Origin of the sequence: Flavobacterium sp. W20_MBD1_R3, assembly GCF_052119725.1 — a bacterium.
Taxonomy (GTDB): Bacteria; Bacteroidota; Bacteroidia; order Flavobacteriales; family Flavobacteriaceae; genus Flavobacterium.
In genome coordinates this window covers 551431-569803 of the sequence record NZ_JBGQOR010000002.1, presented here as the reverse complement: position 1 = coordinate 569803, position 18373 = coordinate 551431, and the positions used below count along the sequence as shown (strand labels likewise).

Annotated in this window: 16 protein-coding genes; 11 read left to right on the top strand and 5 right to left on the bottom strand. The window is 36.2% G+C overall.

Translation table 11 applies throughout. The annotated features are described in order from the left end of the window. Positions 1-29: 29 nt before the first annotated feature. Positions 30-362, top strand: coding sequence for a single-stranded DNA-binding protein (locus ACEN2F_RS05555; RefSeq protein ID WP_441736741.1), 333 nt, complete (start codon positions 30-32; stop codon positions 360-362). A 150-nt stretch (positions 363-512) separates the two neighbouring features. On the opposite strand, the gene ACEN2F_RS05550 is transcribed toward ACEN2F_RS05555, so the two are convergent. From ACEN2F_RS05550 to metG, 5 genes are all read right to left on the bottom strand, one after another. Next, a complete protein-coding gene (locus ACEN2F_RS05550) occupies positions 513-1412 on the bottom strand; it encodes a histone deacetylase family protein (RefSeq protein WP_441736847.1) in 900 nt (299 codons plus the stop codon). Between the two features lie 121 nt (positions 1413-1533). Then, entirely contained in the window at positions 1534-2163 is a 630-nt protein-coding gene (locus ACEN2F_RS05545; protein ID WP_441736740.1) for a CatA-like O-acetyltransferase, read from the bottom strand. 178 nt (positions 2164-2341) lie between these two features. Further along, a complete protein-coding gene (locus ACEN2F_RS05540; protein ID WP_441736739.1) occupies positions 2342-3604 on the bottom strand; it encodes an OmpA family protein in 1263 nt (420 codons plus the stop codon). A 245-nt stretch (positions 3605-3849) separates the two neighbouring features. Beyond that, positions 3850-4557 (bottom strand): HAD family hydrolase, encoded by a 708-nt coding sequence (locus tag ACEN2F_RS05535; protein WP_441736738.1) that lies wholly within the window; start codon positions 4555-4557, stop codon positions 3850-3852. Between the two features lie 74 nt (positions 4558-4631). Continuing rightward, the gene (metG, locus tag ACEN2F_RS05530) at positions 4632-6692 is read right to left on the bottom strand and encodes a methionine--tRNA ligase (RefSeq protein ID WP_441736737.1); all 2061 of its coding nucleotides are present in this window, start codon (positions 6690-6692) and stop codon (positions 4632-4634) included. A 390-nt stretch (positions 6693-7082) separates the two neighbouring features. Here metG and katG point away from each other — a divergent pair, with 390 nt between their 5' ends. The 10 genes from katG to proC all read left to right on the top strand — a co-directional run bounded on the left by katG (position 7083) and on the right by proC (position 18041). Continuing rightward, positions 7083-9389, top strand: coding sequence for a catalase/peroxidase HPI (gene katG, locus ACEN2F_RS05525; RefSeq protein ID WP_441736736.1), 2307 nt, complete (start codon positions 7083-7085; stop codon positions 9387-9389). Positions 9390-9705: 316 nt separating this feature from the next. Continuing rightward, positions 9706-9876, top strand: a complete 171-nt coding sequence (locus tag ACEN2F_RS05520; protein ID WP_441736735.1) for a hypothetical protein — start codon at positions 9706-9708, stop codon at positions 9874-9876. Between the two features lie 68 nt (positions 9877-9944). Then, the gene (locus tag ACEN2F_RS05515) at positions 9945-10484 is read left to right on the top strand and encodes a DMP19 family protein (RefSeq protein ID WP_441736734.1); all 540 of its coding nucleotides are present in this window, start codon (positions 9945-9947) and stop codon (positions 10482-10484) included. Positions 10485-10727: 243 nt separating this feature from the next. Then, positions 10728-11999, top strand: a complete 1272-nt coding sequence (gene serS / locus ACEN2F_RS05510) for a serine--tRNA ligase (protein ID WP_441736733.1) — start codon at positions 10728-10730, stop codon at positions 11997-11999. Between the two features lie 120 nt (positions 12000-12119). Further along, positions 12120-13898, top strand: coding sequence for a tetratricopeptide repeat protein (locus ACEN2F_RS05505; protein WP_441736732.1), 1779 nt, complete (start codon positions 12120-12122; stop codon positions 13896-13898). A 66-nt stretch (positions 13899-13964) separates the two neighbouring features. Beyond that, a complete protein-coding gene (locus tag ACEN2F_RS05500) occupies positions 13965-14279 on the top strand; it encodes a DUF4286 family protein (RefSeq protein WP_441736731.1) in 315 nt (104 codons plus the stop codon). A 186-nt stretch (positions 14280-14465) separates the two neighbouring features. Further along, the gene (locus tag ACEN2F_RS05495) at positions 14466-14945 is read left to right on the top strand and encodes a nucleotidyl transferase AbiEii/AbiGii toxin family protein (RefSeq protein ID WP_441736730.1); all 480 of its coding nucleotides are present in this window, start codon (positions 14466-14468) and stop codon (positions 14943-14945) included. Between the two features lie 41 nt (positions 14946-14986). Then, complete coding sequence (gene rsmA / locus ACEN2F_RS05490; protein WP_441736729.1) at positions 14987-15766, top strand: 16S rRNA (adenine(1518)-N(6)/adenine(1519)-N(6))-dimethyltransferase RsmA; 780 nt, start codon at positions 14987-14989, stop codon at positions 15764-15766. Next, positions 15756-17108: a magnesium transporter gene (gene mgtE / locus ACEN2F_RS05485; RefSeq protein ID WP_441736728.1), complete on the top strand. Its 1353-nt coding sequence runs from the start codon at positions 15756-15758 to the stop codon at positions 17106-17108. The genes rsmA and mgtE overlap by 11 nt, the downstream gene beginning before the upstream one ends. 156 nt (positions 17109-17264) lie before the next feature. Next, complete coding sequence (gene proC / locus ACEN2F_RS05480) at positions 17265-18041, top strand: pyrroline-5-carboxylate reductase (protein WP_441736727.1); 777 nt, start codon at positions 17265-17267, stop codon at positions 18039-18041. Positions 18042-18373 lie beyond the last annotated feature (332 nt).

Here is an 18373-nt window from a genome sequence, read left to right as displayed (position 1 = left end):
CATACACTAACATTTAAATAGTATACGCCATGAGCACATTAAAAAACAAAGTACAGTTAATTGGACATGTAGGAAATGATCCAGAAATTAAATCATTTGACGGAGGAAAAAAAGTAGCTAACTTTTCACTAGCGACAAATGAAAGCTACAGAAATGACAAAGGAGAAAAAGTAGAAGAAACGCAATGGCATAAACTCGTTGCTTGGGGAAAAACAGCTGAAATCATAGAGAAATATGTTACCAAAGGAAAAGAAATCGCCATTGAAGGAAAGTTATCTCACAAGAGTTATGATGATAAAAATGGAGAAAAACGGTATGTTACCGAAGTGGTCGTTGATGAGGTAATGCTTTTAGGAAAATAAAACAAAAAACAGATGCACGGTTTTCTTTAAAATAGGCCGTGCATTTTTTTTATTTTACCAAAAAATGTGTGGCTAGTGCGTTTTTTACTTAGTTTACTTTTATTAAAAATTGGGTTTACGTAATGTAGTATTGTTGTTATTCCTGTTTTTTTAAAAAATACTTAGTGCAGCTCTGTATGTATTTGCGTGCGCTTCAATAATTGTTTTTATGTCTGGAGAATAGCCGCCACCCATGGATACTTGCACAGGAATTTGATATTTTGAACAAAGTTCAAAAACTAGCTCATCTCTTTTTTTGCAACCATCTAATGAGCATTCTAATTTACCTAATTTATCAGAAGATAAAATATCAACTCCCGCTAAATAGAAAATAAAATCGGGCTTTTGAGTTTCAATTAATCTAGGAATTACCTTTGTAATGGTTTGCAGAAATTCGTCGTCTTTTGTGCCATCATTAAAACTGATGTCTAAGTCGGAAATTTCTTTTTTGAAAGGATAGTTTGTCTTACCATGTGTGGAAAAGGTAAATACATTTGGATTACTTTGAAAAATTTCAGCTGTTCCATTTCCTTGATGCACATCTAAGTCTATGATAAGAATTTTTTTAGATAATTTGTGATCTAATAAAAACCGAGAGGCTATTGCTTGGTCATTTAATAAACAAAAAGCTTCTCCGTGAGTTGAAAAAGCATGATGAGTTCCGCCGGCGATATTAAATGAAACTTTTGTATCAAATGATTTTTGAGCGCCAGTGATGGTTCCTTGAGCAATAATTAATTCGCGCATCACAAGCTCTTTTGATAGCGGGAATCCAATTTTTCTTGCCGCTTTTGCATTCAATGTAAGCTGTAGTAAATCATCTACATACTCTTGTTTGTGTACTGCCAAAACGTGCTTTAAATCGCAAATATCAGGTTTGAAGAAATCAGATAGTGACGCGGTTCCTTCGTGTACTAATTGTTGTGGAAGCAATTCATATTTCAACATTGGAAAACGATGCCCGTCCGGTAAAGGATGTTGGTATATGGGATGAAAAGCTATTGGAAACATAGAGTATTCTGGGTTCATTAAATTTTTAACATTTGTTCGGTAAACAAAAAAGCAAATCTTTGTTTTTTATAAGGGCGATAATTTTGTACACTAATAATTTTAATCGCGTATCGTGATCAATCTATTTATTCATTAATTCCTGAAAGCAATCTACAAATTGGCCTACATGAAAACCGTCCATTAATCCGTGATGAACATGAACAGACATTGCCATAGTTCTTTTGCCATTATCAGCAATTTTCATTTTTCCAAACGAAATTTTGGGACAACTATCGGGAAAAGTATAACTTCTGGCGTGGGATAATGAAGTAAAATCCAGCCACGGAATCGCTGAAAAATGAATGACATTATCGTCATCAAACGTTCGCGTGAAAAGTCCGGTTGTGGCCTGAATACGCTCGATTTCATTTGACATGTTTAGTGCAAAAATAGAGAAGTCACGATTGTATTCGATCAAAGAAAATCCGAAAGTGCCATCCTCACGACCAATTGTAGCCGAAGCATTAATGTGGTCACAAATATATATTTTATCGTCTGAAATTCGATAACGAAACGATTCAATTGTATTCACAGCAACTAATGTTTTATGAAGGTAGTAACTGAAAAATGAAGTTTTTAATGCTTTTGCAGCAGCGTATGCTTTACTGCAATCAATCTCGACAGTGGCACCGAAGAATGGTTCTTCAAATTGTTTAAAAAAATGAAAATGTTCCTTTCGAGGCCAGTTTTCGATATTTAAAAGCGTTTTCAAAGTATTTGATTTAAATTATTTTTCAAAAGTACTGCTAATCTTTTCAATCAGAAATCAATCTATCAAGAACTTGCTTCAGTGATGTAATAAAAGTGCTTTTGGATCTTAGTAACTACAAAACATAAAAAAAACCCTAAGAGAATTTCTCCTAGGGTTTTCTGTGTATTATTAGAATGAATTATTTTACAGAGAAAGTAACTCTTCTAACTAATTTTCTTGCGTTTTCTGAATCTTTATTTACCGAAGTATCTTCACCTGCTGCAACTACGTTAAGTCTTGATGCATCAATATTAGCATTTACCAAAGTAGTTTTTACATTGTTAGCTCTTGAAGTAGATAATTTATCGTTGTAATCTGATCTTCCTAATTCATCTGCGTGACCAATAATGTCTACTGAAGCAGAAGGATTGTTTCTCAAATATGTTAATATAAAATCAGTTCCTTCTGTTGAAACATTTGTTGGAGTTGATTTATCAAAATCAAAATATACAGCTACATAACCACCGTTAATTAAGCTTTTGATTAACTCATTATCGTATACAACGCTACCGTCACCATTATTTCCTGAATAATTTTTCAAGATGTACGCTTCAGTTTCATCAGGAACATTGTTGTTATTTTTATCAATTGATCTTCCTTTTGTATCAACTAAAGTACCTGCAGGAGTATTTTCTTCTTGATCTAAATAATTAGCTACACCATCATTATCGGCATCAAGCATTTTATTTTCAATTGTAGCAATTTTTTGTCTTAATTCTTCGATTTCATTTCCGTTATCGATTACCCAGTCTGCATGTTTTTCATTTTTACCCAAGTAAACCGTCAAACCTACCGTACCAGTAAAAAGATTTCCTGAGAAACCTCTATTAGCTTCAGGAGTAAGGCTGGCACCATCAAAAGCAGTACTTTGACTGAAATTCATTATTGTAGTAAAATCTCCAGTTAAAGCAAGTCTGTTTGTTAGTTTTACTTGCGCTGTTACACCAGCAATGAAGTTACCCATTTTGTCTTGGATATCATCGTTTTCATTTCTCAATTGAGCATAACCAAAACCTGCATGACCTAACAAGCCAATTGTATTAGTCCAAGTTTCAAAATTCATAACCCTTCCTAAGTTAGTAACGGCTTGTAAATTTGCTCTGTAATATTTTGTATCGAAATCAATAGATTCCTTTTTTGGTTGGAAGCTGTTGTATCCAACGTCAGCTTTTAAACCAAATTTGTTGTTGAACATATATCGAACTCCAAGATCAACTACAAAAGGGCTAGGAGTAGAAGTGAAATAACCAGGAGTCATAGGTTCTTGTGGTTTGTTGACACCACCTGCAATTTCGATAGACCATTTGTTAAAGTCGATTTCAGTACTTTTTTCTTTTTCTGTTTGAGCGCTCAAAGTTGTAATCGCTGAAGCAAAAACTAATGTAAGTATGATTTTTTTCATCATGTAATAATTTAAATTTTTTACAAAACTACCATTCTAAGAATGGGGATTCATCGTAAAGAGTAAATTATATAAGGATTCGTGCTCATTGTAATAAAAAATGTACTAAAATGAGCGTTTTTTGAATGTTTTTGGACATTTATAAAAAACAAAACAGAATTTTTTTTGGAAGTTTAGTGTATTATAAGCCAGCAAATGCATTGATTTTACTGGTGTAGAGAACTAATTGATTTTACCTTTTTGTTTTATTTTTGAGGAATATTTTTCTTTTCTAGCAGCTTCAAAACTTCGATAATTTTCACAAAAGAACTAAATTTTTCATGTTCCACTTTATGGTCGATTTTTTCGTGTGCCCAAGTGGTATGAAACGGAATATGAACGGCGTGTCCGCCAATGGCTAAAACCGGTAAAACATCCGACTTCAACGAGTTTCCAATCATAAAAAATTCTTTAGGCTGTATTTCCAAACGTTTGATCAAATCTGAATAATCAATTTCTTGCTTGTCTGACATCACTTCAATATGATGAAAATAATGACCCAATCCCGAATTGTGTAGTTTTCTTCGTTGGTCTAATAAATCGCCTTTGGTGGCAACCACTAATTTGTATTCTCCGTGTAAAGCCGCTAAAGTTTCTTCGACACCTTCCAGTAAAACAATGGGTTTCTCTAATAATTCTTTTCCATATTGAATGATTTTTTCAATGATTTCAATAGGTATGGTATTATTTGAAATATTCATTGCGGCTTCAATCATCGAAAGAATATAGCCCTTGATTCCGTATCCGTATAATTTCAGATTATCAATTTCGACCTTGAATAATTCTTTGGAAATCCCTTGATGCGACAAATAATCTTCCATCAAACCACAAAATTTTTTCTCGGTCTCATCAAAGTAGGTTTCGTTGATCCATAAGGTATCATCGGCATCGAAAGCAATTACTTTTAAGCTCATGGTTTTATGTTTTACCGCGAATTCGCGAATTTTAAAGATAGAAAAAATAATTTGCGAATTTGCGGTAAATTTTCCTAATTTATAGTCTCTCCATTAGCAACGCCATCCGTATCCGGATTTACAAAGACAAGTTTCCCTTCCGCATTGGTAGTCATCAAAATCATTCCTTGACTTTCTACGCCACGAAGGTTTCTTGGAGCCAAATTCACTAAAACAGTAACTCTTTTTCCAATAATATCTTCTGGTTTAAAACTCTCGGCAATTCCTGAAACTATGGTACGAACATCAATTCCGGTGTCTACTTTCAAAATCAGGAGCTTGTTTGCTTTTGGCATTTTTTCGGCTTCCAAGATGGTTCCTACACGAATATCCATTTTGGCAAAATCCTCAAATTGAATCGCTTCTTTTTGTGGTTCTGCAACTTTATTCTCCGCTTTGTTAGCGGTTTTAGTCGCCTCCAGTTTGTCTATTTGTTTTTGGATTTCCTCGTCCTCAATTTTGGCAAACAATAATTCTGCTTCACCAATTTGGTGACCTGAAGGAATCAAATCAGAATTTTGAGCAATAGTATTCCAGTTCAAAGGACTTTCTATTTTTAGAATTCTTGATAGTTTTTTAGCTGTAAATGGTAAGAACGGTTCGCAAAGTGAACTCAATGCTGCGGCAATTTGCAACGCCACATACATTTGTGTTTGCACGCGTTCCGGATTGTCTTTAATGACTTTCCAAGGTTCTTCATCTGCTAAATATTTGTTTCCTAAACGAGCCACATTCATCAATTCGCTCAAAGCTTCACGAAATCTGTAACGCTCTACAGAACTTGAAATAACCGCGGGATACGCTTTCAATTCAGCCAAGGTTTGTTCGTCCACTTCCGAAAGTTCATTGGGTTGCGGTACAATTCCGTTGTAATATTTATTGGTTAAAACCACCACACGATTAATGAAATTCCCGTAAATCGCTACCAATTCATTGTTGTTTCTCGCTTGAAAATCTTTCCAGGTAAAATCATTATCCTTGGTTTCCGGCGCATTTGATGTCAACGCATAACGCAAAACATCCTGCTGATTCGGGAATTCTTCTAAATATTCGTGCAGCCAAACCGCCCAGTTTTTAGACGTAGATAATTTGTTTCCTTCTAAGTTCAAGAACTCATTTGCAGGCACATTGTCCGGCAAAATATAACTTCCTTCGGCTTTTAACATGGCTGGGAAAATGATGCAATGAAAAACAATATTATCTTTCCCTATGAAGTGAACCAGTTTTGTGTCTTGATCTTTCCAGTATGGTTCCCAATCTTTCCCTTCACGCAAAGCCCATTCTTTGGTAGATGAAATATAGCCAATTGGCGCATCAAACCACACGTATAATTTTTTTCCTTCGGCACCTTCTACCGGCACATCAATTCCCCAATCGAGGTCACGAGTTACAGCGCGAGGCTCTAATCCGCCGTCAATCCATGATTTTACTTGTCCGTAAACATTGGGTTTCCAGTCGTTTTTATGTCCAACAAGAATCCACTCTTTCAAGAAATCTTCGTAACGATCCAAAGGCAAAAACCAGTGTTTCGTCGATTTCATAATTGGCGTTTCACCGGTAATTGTAGATTTTGGATTAATCAAATCCGTAGCATTCAGTGTAGAACCACATTTTTCGCATTGATCGCCATATGCTTCTTCGTTGCCACATTTTGGGCAAGTCCCAACCACAAAACGGTCTGCCAAGAATTGGTCTGCTTTTGCATCATATAATTGCTCGGTCACTTGTTCTATAAAATCACCTTTTTCATATAATTTTGTAAAAAATTCCGAAGCCGTATCGTGATGAATTTTAGCCGAAGTTCGGGAATAATTATCAAACGAAATTCCAAAATCAGAGAACGATTTACGGATGATTCCATCATATTTATCGATTACTTCCTGTGGCGTAATGCCTTCTTTTTTGGCTTTCATCGAAATCGCCACGCCGTGCTCGTCACTTCCGCAAACAAACAAAACGTCTCTTCCCTGCAATCTTAAATATCTGGAATATATGTCCGAGGGCACGTAAACACCCGCCAAATGGCCAATGTGAATCGGTCCGTTCGTATACGGCAATGCCGCTGTAATCGTATATCTTTTTGGATTCTGTATCATGATTCTATTTTATAGAGCGCAAAAATAAGCAATAGAATTTTTATTTGAAGCTATTTCCCGCTATACGTTGCAATCTTATTGTTTTTGAGGAAAAAACAATAAGGATTTTCACTGCTATCGGGGCTAGGAGATTCGGGTTTTCAAGATGTTTTTTGATAATTTAACTATCCAACTCTTTTTTTCTATGTGCTTAGTTTTTTTAATTGATGTAAAGCAATTCATCAATTATAGGTAATGAGTTAGAAATTAATTTATCAACTATATTGGATATATCAATGATTGAAGAAGTTTCGATCATTAAAACTGATAGCAAAATAATAAATAACAGTACGTGATCTTTAGATTTAAATTATAATAGAACCAAATTTGCGACAAACAATCTTATATAATATGAAAAAAATATTTTTATTTACCGGCCTGTTTCTAGCCGCAATAGGAACGGCTCAAGAAGCCACTTGTCCTGTGACAGGACAAACAGCCAGTGGTTCAAAAGAGGCAAATGGGTATGAGAACTCAGCTAAGATGGATGCTAAATCGTATGGCACACGCGCTGAAAACGGGAGTAGCCAAGTTAACAAAAACAAACAATGGTGGCCTAACCAATTGAGTTTGGATGTGCTGCGTCAAAATTCTAACTTGTCAAATCCTATGGGAACGGAATTTGACTATGCAAAAGAATTTAAAACATTAGATTATGCCGCTTTGAAAAAAGATTTGGAGGCCTTGATGACACAATCCAATGATCTTTGGCCTGCGGATTTCGGAAACTATGGACCCTTATTTATAAGAATGGCTTGGCATAGTGCAGGAACATATCGTTCTGGTGATGGCCGTGGAGGTTCTCGTGCAGGACAACAACGTTTTGCGCCATTAAATAGCTGGCCAGATAATGGCAACTTAGACAAAGCTAGGAGATTATTGTGGCCAATTAAACAAAAATATGGAAACAAAATTTCTTGGGCAGATTTAATGATTCTTACCGGTAATGTAGCTTTAGAATCTATGGGATTCCCAACTTACGGATTTGCTGGAGGGCGAGTTGATGTGTGGGAGCCAGAATCAAATGTGTACTGGGGTCCTGAAAACAAATGGCTAGATCATGATAGAATTGTAGACGGCGAATTAGAAAAACCCTTAGCCGCAAGTCAAATGGGATTAATTTATGTTAATCCGGAAGGCCCGGCAGGAAATCCAGATCCACTTTTGGCTGCTAAGGCTATTAGAGAAACCTTCGGAAGAATGGGGATGAATGATGAAGAGACGACTGCATTGAATGCAGGTGGGCACACCTTTGGAAAAACACATGGAAAAGGACCAATGAGTCATGTTGGTGCAAGCCCTGAAGCGGCCGGAATTGAAGAACAAGGTTTGGGATGGAAAAGTTCGTATAAGTCAGGAAAAGGAACGGATGCCATTTCGTCTGGACTAGAAGTTACTTGGACAGGAAAGCCAACAGAATGGCATTATGGGTTCTTTAAAATTTTGTTTGATAACGAATGGGAATTAACTAAAAGTCCAGCAGGAGCTCACCAATGGGTTGCTAAAAACGGAAAAGCGTTTATTCCTGATGCATTCGATCCAAATAAAAAACATTTGCCAACTATGTTAACAACGGATTTATCTTTCCGTTATGATCCAGAGTATGCAAAAATAGCGAAGCGTTTCTATGATAATCCTAAAGAGTTTGAAAAAGCATTTGCTAAGGCTTGGTTCAAATTAACGCATCGTGACATGGGACCAAATACCACGTATTTGGGACCTGAAGCGCCAACAGAAGATTTAATTTGGCAAGACCCAATTCCTGCCTTAAACCATGAAGTGGTGAATGATAAAGATATCAAGGCTTTAAAAGCTGAAATTGCTAAATCAGGCTTATTAATCAATGAACTAGTTTCAACTGCTTGGTCCTCGGCCTCTACATACCGCGGTTCAGACAGAAGAGGAGGAGCTAATGGAGCTAGAATTCTTTTAGAACCTCAAAAACATTGGGCTGCAAATAATCCTAAACGATTGTATAAAGTTTTACCAGTTCTAGAAAATATTCAGAAGAAATTCAATGCGAAAAGTGCTTCAAGAAAAATTTCAATGGCTGATTTGATTGTCCTTTCTGGAGTTTATGGAGTAGAAACAGCAGCTAAAAATGCTGGTTTTCCTGTAACAGTTCCTTTTACAGCAGGAAGAATGGATGCTACCCAAGAGCAAACCGATGTTAAAGGTATGGCGGTTTTAGAACCAACAGCTGATGGTTTTAGAAATTATTTAAAAACTAAATATACGGTTGCAACAGAAGCATTATTAGTTGACAAAGCTCAACTTTTGACTTTGACATCTCCTGAAATGACTGTTTTAATTGGTGGTATGCGTGCATTGAACGCCAATTATGATGGGTCACAACATGGTGTATTTACGACAGAAAAGGATAAATTAACTAATGATTTCTTTGTAAATCTTCTCGATATCAATACGGTTTGGACGGCAATTAATGACGAAAAAGAGGTATTTGAAGGAAAAGACAGAATTACAGGAAAAGCAAAATGGACAGCGACTCGAGCAGATTTAATTTTTGGTTCTAATTCAGAATTGAGAGCTGTAGCAGAAGTGTATGCTAGTGATGATGCTAAAGGAAAATTTGTTAATGATTTCGTGGCAGCATGGAATAAAGTAATGATGCTTGATTTTTTTACAGCAAAAAAATAAATCAACCTTAGGCTTATTGAAAACAAAGCTGGCTCATTTTTGAGCCAGCTTTGTCTTTTAATATCACTTATAGTTTCAACGGGATAGTAGTTGTAAAAAATGTTTCTTTTAATAATACCAAACAGACATAGTAGATAGTCTGAATTTTAATTAAAAACAAGTAGCTAAAATAACAGCAACCTCTTCTCCTTTATTGTGTTTTTTAGAGGTAAGCATTAAAATTTCATAGTGCAGATTTGTAATCTGTGCGCGTTGAAGTCCATTCTGAGGATACGTTTATTTATATTTGTAGACCAAACAAAAGACGTCTTAAACCATGGCAAAAGGACCCGAAAAAAACACGAAAAATAAGGCGTTGCATACCAAATTGCTCAATCGAAAAAAGGCTAAACTTCAGGAGGATAAAAAAGAAAAAGCTTTGCGTTTGAAAGCTTTGGTCACAAAAATGAATCAGAAAAAGAATAGTGACGAATCTGATGTCACATAAATTGAATTGTATTTCGTTTCTGTTTTTATTTACCCGAAATTTGCATTATATATTCAAATACAAAACAAATGGAATTCGGCAGAATAATTATTTCAGAAACAGCAATGAACAGTGAAAATCTCCAAGATGTCATTCACTCTAATATTTCGGTAATCAACTTAATGCGCGAGGAAGGCGTAAACGATGATTTGATTCACGAAGATGCCATAATGAGTTATTATTTAGATTATTATACCTCACAATACACCGAAGGAAATTTTGCTCAATTTGTACACAAATCGGGTTGGGATAAAGAATTAAACGAATTAATCGAAGAAGGTTTGGCTTTGATTGGAGCCGAAAAGCATTTAGAATTGTTTCAACAACAATCCAAAAAAGTAAAATTGATGAGCAGTGTAAAGCTCAATAAATTCTTAAAAGGGAAACTGGAAGGCGTAAATCCAACTAGAGATTTGCTTAACAACGATACTTTTTTTGAAATTGAAGAAAACCTCGTTACCCTAAATGCGACTTTCTTAAAAACGCACCCCGATTTTGAAGTCCTTTCTGTAGACGACATGTTTGCGGCCTTAGAAGAATTTGTGGGTCATGAGATTAAAAGAGCCTAAACAGGAAATTAGTTGTTTCACAAAGACACGCCAAGAAAAAACACGAAGTTGCGCTGAGAGATACAAAGGGAAAACCTAAAAAAAACTTAGTGAATCTCTGTGTCTGCTTTGCGAACCTTCGCGAAATAGCTTTTTGCAAATACAAAGAATAAATTTTCAGTTTAAACTTTCCCTCATTTCTATCAAACATTTCCTTAAATTTGCTTCCATTATTATAAAAGTTAGCGTTAAAAAAATCAAGCTATGTTACAAATCGCATTTATTAGAGAAAATCAAGAAAAAGTAATCACCGCTTTGGCAAAAAGAAATATGGATGCCACAAGTGTTGTTGAAGAAGTGGTCCAACTGGATGAAAAACGTCGCGCTACGCAAGTGGAGCTAGACAGCATTTTATCCGAATCTAATAAATTATCCAAAGATATTGGCGAATTAATGAAAGCGGGTGAGAAATCGAAAGCTGCCATTCTAAAAGAAAAAACCGTTTTAAACAAAGAGAAAAGCAAAGCGCTAGCAGAAACTGCTGATGCACTTGCCGCTGAACTTTTGGAGAAATTATATACGTTACCTAATCTTCCTGCTGATATTGTTCCTGCTGGAAAAACGCCGGAGGAAAACCTAAACGTTTTTGAAGAAGGGGAGATTCCAGTTTTGCACGAAGGTGCACAACCACACTGGGAATTGGTAAAAAAATACGACATCATTGATTTTGAACTTGGAGTAAAAATCGCAGGTGCAGGATTTCCGGTGTATAAAGGTAAAGGAGCACGATTACAACGCGCCTTGATCAATTACTTCTTGGATAAAAATACCGCTGCAGGGTACAATGAAGTTCAGGTTCCGCATATGGTAAATGAAGCATCAGCTTATGGAACGGGACAATTGCCCGACAAAGAAGGGCAAATGTACCATGATAAAACGGATGATTTATACTTAATTCCAACGGCTGAGGTTCCAGTAACGAATTTGTTTCGGGATGTGATTTTGAACGAAAATGAATTACCCGTTTTAACTACGGCTTACACGCCATGTTTCCGTCGTGAAGCAGGTTCTTATGGTGCACACGTTCGCGGATTGAACCGTTTGCACCAATTTGACAAAGTAGAAATTGTACGTGTAGAACATCCGGATAAGTCATACGAAGCTTTGGACGGAATGGTCGAACATGTTAAACACATATTGCAAGAACTGAAATTACCATATAGAATATTACGTCTTTGTGGTGGTGATATGGGTTTCACATCGGCTTTGACGTATGATTTCGAAGTTTTTTCTACGGCGCAAGATCGCTGGTTAGAAATTAGTTCAGTTTCTAATTTTGAGACTTTTCAAGCAAATCGTTTGAAATTACGTTTCAAAGACAAAGACGGAAAAAACCAATTAGCACACACCTTAAACGGAAGTGCATTGGCTTTGCCAAGAGTTTTGGCAGGAATTTTAGAAAATTACCAAACTCCGGAAGGCATCGTAATTCCAGAAGTGTTGCGTCCGTATTGCGGATTTGATATTATAAACTAAAAATTTTCAACATATAAGTCATGTCAGTTTTTGCAAAGTTTTAAATTTAGAGCGATGCAAGTCTTATATGACTTATATGTTTAAAAAAATAGATGTTTGACAAGGCAAACTGCAATTAAAATGAAAAAACTCTTTCTACATATCACTCTGTTTTTTTCATTGGTTTGTTTTTCTCAAAACGAACAATTAGCGCAGTACTATTACGACAAAGGCGATTTTGAAAAAGCAAAAATCAGCTATGAGGAGTTACTGAAAGAGATTCCATTAAACTCGCAGTATTTTTTGAGAGTAATAGATTGTTCGCAGCAATTGCAACAATTTCAAAGCGCTGAAAAACTCATCCAAGAACGATTCAATAAGTACAATCAAGGGAATCTTCTGGTAGAATTGGGTTATAATTTTCAATTGCAGAAAAATGACGACAAAGCCAAGATATATTACGAACAGGCTTTGGACCGAATCAAAAAAAATCCAAATGAAGTCTACGGGATATCCAACTCTTTTGAGCGAAAAGTACTGCTGGAATATGCGCTGAAATCCTACCAAACTGCGGTAGAATTAGAACCAAATTTCAATTTTAATTATCAAATAGGATTGCTTTACGGTCAATTGTCTAATATGGAAATGATGATTTCCACTTTTCTGGACGAAGCGTTTGCCAATCCTCAGAACTCCATTCGAATCCAAAATCAACTGGTTCGTTTTATGGCTGACGAAGGCGACGCGATTTTCAATGAACTGTTGTGGAAGGCACTGATTTTAAGAACACAGAAAAATCAAGACCTTTTTTGGAATCATTATTTGAGTTGGTTTTATGTCCAGCAAAAAGAATTCGGAAAAGCATTTATTCAGCAAAAAGCCATTTACAAACGCAATCCGGAATCTCTTACTAATATTGTGAATTTAGGACAATTGGCAATTGAAGAAGAGAACCAGGAAGCGGCTATGGAAATCTTGGGATTTGTATTGGAAAACACACAAGATTTAGAATTGCTTATTCAGGCAAATTCCTATTTGATAACCATGAAAATTAAAAAAGCGTCAGAAAAAGACTTTGCAGCCATTAGCACAGAATTAGACGGTTTGTTGAAACAATTTGAAATAAGTCCTTTTACCTTATCTTTGCAGCTGATTCAGGCACATTTTACGGCATTTAATTTGAAAAAGCCAGAAGAAGGAAAGGCAATAGTCAAAAGAGCGCTGGAATTACAATTGAATGATTATGATGTGGCTAATGCTAAAATGGAACTGGCAGATATTTTGCTTTTCGAGGAAAAATTCAATCAGGCTTTGATCTATTATTCCCAGATTGAATTGGATTTGAAGAATGATGTAATGGCACATGAAGCGAGTTTGAAAGCCGCAAAAACGAGTTATTTCAAGACCGATTTTGCGTGGGCTTTGAAACAGTTCAAAGAATTGAAATCGGCCAATACGCAGTTGATTGCCAATGATGCTCTAGAATATTTTCTGTTAATTAATGACAATACCGTAGCCGATTCGACACAAACTGCTTTGAAGCAATTTGCAAAAGGCGATTATCTGGTGTATCAAAACCGGAATCAGGAAGCGATAACGCAGTTTCAATCGATTTTGAAAAACCACAAAGGACAGGAAATAGAGGCTGTGACCTTATTGCGATTAGGGAAAATATATGAAGAAACGGGAGATTTTACTTTGGCTTTAAGCCAATACCAAATGATCATCGACCAACACAGCGACGGAATTTACATAGACGAGGCGTTGTATTTTTCGGCAGAAATTTATAACAAAAAATTACAGGATTCTGAAAAAGCGAAACCATTGTATGAAAAGGTATTGTTCAATCATCAGGACAGTATTTATTTTGTGGAAGCAAGGAAAAAATTCAGGCAATTGCGAGGAGATACTAATTTATAAGTAAATATTTAATCGGTTAAATGTTTAACCGATTAACCGAAAAAATGAATAATCAAATTAACAACAATGATATTATACAACGTCACCACAAACATACATGAAAGCGTTCACGATCAATGGATGATCTGGATGCAACACAAGCACATTCCTGAAATTTTAGCTACAGGAAAATTCTCTTCGGCAAGAATGGTGCGGGTTTTAATTGAAGAGGAAATGGGCGGAGTGACCTATTCCGTTCAATATACAACTGATAGCAAAGAAACTTTGGAGAAATATTATCAGGAAGATGCACCTGGTTTTCGTGAAGAAGGATTGAAATTGTTTGGAGACAAAATGCTGGCGTTTAGAACGGAATTAGAACTGATTGCTGATTATAAATAGCCATGGAACTCCATTTTCAAACCAAAGAAGAAAGCAACAGAAAACAATTGGAGGATTTTTTGAAATTGTCCAAAGCAGAGCGTTTTTATCAATTTTTGCGTTTGATGGAAAAGGTTAATCAATTTCCAATTAAGCATAAAAACGACATTAATTCAAATTTTATTATTCAAATAAAAGCAAGCTGATATGTTTCAAAAATGGGAAGAAAATATCAATCAATTCATTTTCATTGCCAATAAACATAACGTAAGAATGTTGATGGTTGGCGGAGGAGCGGTAAATTTTCATGGATACCAGCGCCATTCCGCGGATGTAGATTTTTGGATAGAGACCACGGATGAAAACTTTAAAAAATTAGTAGCCGTTTTTAATGAAATGGGATATGAAATTGATGATTTCCCCGAAAATGTAAAAAAACAAGAACAAAATATTTCCGTTAAGTTCTCTCCTGTAGACTTGGATTTAGAATTAATTACAAAATTTTCTGTAAATAAAACTTTTGCAGAAGCATTTGAAAGTAGCGAAGAAGTACAAGTGAATGATAATCTTTTTTTGAAATGGAATGTACTGTCATTAGAGGATTTAATAACAAGCAAAATTAAAGCAAACAGACCTAAGGATTTATTGGATATTCAGCAATTGCGAGAAATAAACAAAAACCAATAAAATTAGGACAATAAAAAATACTGAAAGTATTCAGCATAAACATGGAAAAAGTAAAAGCCAAAAAACACCTCGGACAGCACTTCTTAAAAGACGAGAGCATTGCAAAAGATATTGCCGACACGTTGAATTTAGAGGGATATGAGGATGTATTAGAGATAGGTCCGGGAATGGGCGTTTTGACAAAATATTTGTTGGATAAGGCAGTGAACACCTACGTTATTGAAATTGATACCGAATCAGTGACCTATTTAGACGAAAATTATCCAAAATTAAAGGATAAAATCATTTCTAAAGATTTCTTGAAATACAATATCAATGAAATTTTCGAAGGAAAACAATTCGCTATTATTGGGAATTTCCCGTATAATATTTCGACACAAATTGTGTTCAGAACCTTGGAATATCGCGATCAGATTCCGGAATTTGCGGGAATGTTCCAGAAAGAAGTGGCACAACGCATTTGCGAAAAAAAAGGAACAAAAGCCTATGGAATCCTGTCAGTTTTAGTTCAGGCTTTTTATGATGCCGAATATTTATTCACGGTAGATGAAAATGTATTTATTCCGCCACCAAAGGTAAAATCAGGAGTTTTGCGTTTGCGCAGGAAAAAAGATTACAGTTTGCCTTGCGGCGAAAAATTGTTTTTTACGGTAGTAAAAACGGCTTTTCAACAACGACGCAAAACGTTACGCAACAGTTTGAAGACCTTAAATTTGTCGGATAGTTTGAGAGAAGATGAAATATTTAATCTTCGACCAGAACAATTAAATGTAGAACAGTTTATAGCACTTACTCAAAAAATAGAAGCCGATGGAGTTTAAAATCAGCAAAGAATTAATCGAGGAATTAGAGCAACTCATTCAAAATAAAAACGACCAGCAATTGGGCGTATTATTGAATGATATGCACCACGCTGATATTGCTGAAATTCTCGATGAGCTTGATTTTAATGAAGCGACCTATATATTTAAAGTCTTAGACAGTGAGAAAACCGCTGAGATTCTTCTGGAATTAGAAGATGACTTGCGGGAAAATATATTAAGCAGGCTTTCGCCAAAAGAGATTGCGGAAGAATTAGATGAGCTGGAAACCAATGACGCCGCCGATATTATTGCAGAGCTTTCCAAAGATTTAAAGGCCGAAGTAATATCAGAACTTCAAGATGTTGAGCACGCCAAAGATATTGTTGACTTATTGCGGTATGATGAAGATACTGCAGGTGGAATCATGCACAAGGAATTGGTTAAAGTCAATGAAAATTGGAATGTACTTACTTGTGTAAAAGAAATGCGCATTCAGGCCGAAAATATCTCCAGAGTCCATTCGATTTATGTAGTGGATGATGAAGATCGATTGAAAGGACGTTTATCCCTCAAGGATTTATTGACGACTTCTTCCCGAACACCGGTGTGTGATGTTTATATCCGAAAATTAAATTCGGTTAAAGTAGATACCGAAGATGTTGAGGTGGCCCGAATCATGCAAAAATACGATTTAGAGGCCATTCCCGTAGTGGATGAATTGGGTCGCTTAGTGGGCCGAATCACCATTGATGACATTGTAGATGTTATCAAGGACGAAGCCGATGAGGATTACCAGTTGGCAGCAGGTATCTCGCAGGATGTTGAGGCAGATGACAGCATATTCGAACATACAAAAGCGCGGCTGCCTTGGCTAGTTTTAGCTCTTTTAGGTGGTTTTATTTCCGTAAAAGTCCTCGGCTTATTTGAAGGAGCGATGCTCGAACATGGTAATTTATTCTTTTTTACGCCCCTCATTGCCGCGATGGCAGGAAATGTTGGAGTGCAATCCTCAGCAATTATTGTACAGGGTTTGGCAAATAATACCTTGAGCGGATCCTTGTTTAATCGATTGGTCAAAGAAGTATCCCTGAGTTTATTAAACGGAGTGATTTTGGCTACAATATTATTTTTAGGAAGTCATTTTCTGCTGGATGTTGAAATGATAATTGGCGTTATTATCTGCGTAGCATTAATTTCAGTAATTATTATCGCATCGTTAATAGGAACTTTTATTCCTTTGTTATTGGATAAATTTGGAGTTGATCCCGCTTTAGCAACAGGTCCGTTTATTACAACCAGTAATGATATTTGTGGAATTCTGATTTATTTTTCGATAGCGAAAATGATTTTGGGGTTTTAAAATAGAAATTAAGAGTACATAACCAAGATAGAATAATCCATAAAATTCTATTTTTCAAAAATGAAGATTTAAAACTATAACTACACAACCAACACTTTCCCCTAACAGCTCCCTTTCCTTTGGAGAGGGTTGGGGAGAGTAAAAATCACAACCAGCATGAAAGTACATATCATTGGCGGAGGGAACTTAGGAGTTGCTATCGCATTAGGGCTATCAAAATTTTCAACAGAAGACCAAGTCACAGTAACCCGAAGAAATACATCCAGCATTCTGTATCTTGAAAAATTAGGAGCAACAGTTTCTACAAATAATATTCATCAGATTCAGGAAGCCGATGTTATTATTTTGACTATAAAACCGTACCAAGTAGATACCGTTTTAGCTGAAATCCTTCCGGTAATTTCCAATAAAATCATCGCTTCGGCAGTGAGCGGATTATCGATAGAAAATCTGCAAAATAAAATCGGTACTTCAAATAGTGCCATCCGAATCATGCCTAATATTGCGGCACAGTTTGGCGCATCTGCCACCTGTATTGCATTTCATGAAAAAGACAAAGAAAAAGCACAAGAGGTAGTTTCCCTTTTTCAGAGTTTAGGAACTGCTCCTATTATTGACGAAAAATTAATGGATGCAGCAACTGTTTTGGCTGCCAGCGGAACTGCTTTTGCGTTGCGATACATTCGCGCCTCAATGCAAGCCGGAATCGAAATTGGATTTGACTGGCAAACCGCCTTGGCCATCTCGGCACAAACCGTAAAAGGCGCTGCCGAAATGCTGCTAGAAGAAAAAATACACCCAGAACAATTAATCGACCGCGTGACCACGCCGCAAGGTTGCACGATTGCGGGATTGAACGAAATGGAAATGCACGGATTCAGTTCGTCCCTGATACGAGGCATCAAAACATCCTTAAAACAAATCAAGGGATAAGCCTCATTTGGGCGTGCCCCCATTACAAAAAGGGTCTTCTCAGCTAACGGTGAGAGGACCCTTTTTGTAATGCGGTCAGGCTATCCGCGCTACTTCGGTAGCTAGCTTCTATCCTTCACGCGGACGTGATCGAAATATATTGTGTTTTTCACAGCTGCAATCAAGAAACGTTAATCAAAAATCTGCAATTATTTTAGTTACCCCAAATAAGGAAAATCGTAAAGAAGTGAGTTTTGTTTTTTGATAAATTTGTTAAAGAATGAATTATACTCGCTAAATGAAAACTGGCAGTTTGTATTTGATAAACTGATTTAAGGTGGGTAACTTATGCA

What these genes read in the sequence shown, in the direction of transcription:
- ACEN2F_RS05555 (WP_441736741.1), top strand. Translation starts at nt 30, where the DNA reads ATGAGCACATTAAAAAACAAAGTACAGTTAATTGGACATGTAGGAAAT.
- ACEN2F_RS05550 (WP_441736847.1), bottom strand. Translation starts at nt 1,412, where the DNA reads ATGTTTCCAATAGCTTTTCATCCCATATACCAACATCCTTTACCGGAC.
- ACEN2F_RS05540 (WP_441736739.1), bottom strand. Translation starts at nt 3,604, where the DNA reads ATGAAAAAAATCATACTTACATTAGTTTTTGCTTCAGCGATTACAACT.
- ACEN2F_RS05535 (WP_441736738.1), bottom strand. Translation starts at nt 4,557, where the DNA reads ATGAGCTTAAAAGTAATTGCTTTCGATGCCGATGATACCTTATGGATC.
- metG (WP_441736737.1), bottom strand. Translation starts at nt 6,692, where the DNA reads ATGATACAGAATCCAAAAAGATATACGATTACAGCGGCATTGCCGTAT.
- katG (WP_441736736.1), top strand. Translation starts at nt 7,083, where the DNA reads ATGAAAAAAATATTTTTATTTACCGGCCTGTTTCTAGCCGCAATAGGA.
- ACEN2F_RS05520 (WP_441736735.1), top strand. Translation starts at nt 9,706, where the DNA reads ATGGCAAAAGGACCCGAAAAAAACACGAAAAATAAGGCGTTGCATACC.
- ACEN2F_RS05515 (WP_441736734.1), top strand. Translation starts at nt 9,945, where the DNA reads ATGGAATTCGGCAGAATAATTATTTCAGAAACAGCAATGAACAGTGAA.
- serS (WP_441736733.1), top strand. Translation starts at nt 10,728, where the DNA reads ATGTTACAAATCGCATTTATTAGAGAAAATCAAGAAAAAGTAATCACC.
- ACEN2F_RS05505 (WP_441736732.1), top strand. Translation starts at nt 12,120, where the DNA reads ATGAAAAAACTCTTTCTACATATCACTCTGTTTTTTTCATTGGTTTGT.
- ACEN2F_RS05500 (WP_441736731.1), top strand. Translation starts at nt 13,965, where the DNA reads ATGATATTATACAACGTCACCACAAACATACATGAAAGCGTTCACGAT.
- ACEN2F_RS05495 (WP_441736730.1), top strand. Translation starts at nt 14,466, where the DNA reads ATGTTTCAAAAATGGGAAGAAAATATCAATCAATTCATTTTCATTGCC.
- rsmA (WP_441736729.1), top strand. Translation starts at nt 14,987, where the DNA reads ATGGAAAAAGTAAAAGCCAAAAAACACCTCGGACAGCACTTCTTAAAA.
- mgtE (WP_441736728.1), top strand. Translation starts at nt 15,756, where the DNA reads ATGGAGTTTAAAATCAGCAAAGAATTAATCGAGGAATTAGAGCAACTC.
- proC (WP_441736727.1), top strand. Translation starts at nt 17,265, where the DNA reads ATGAAAGTACATATCATTGGCGGAGGGAACTTAGGAGTTGCTATCGCA.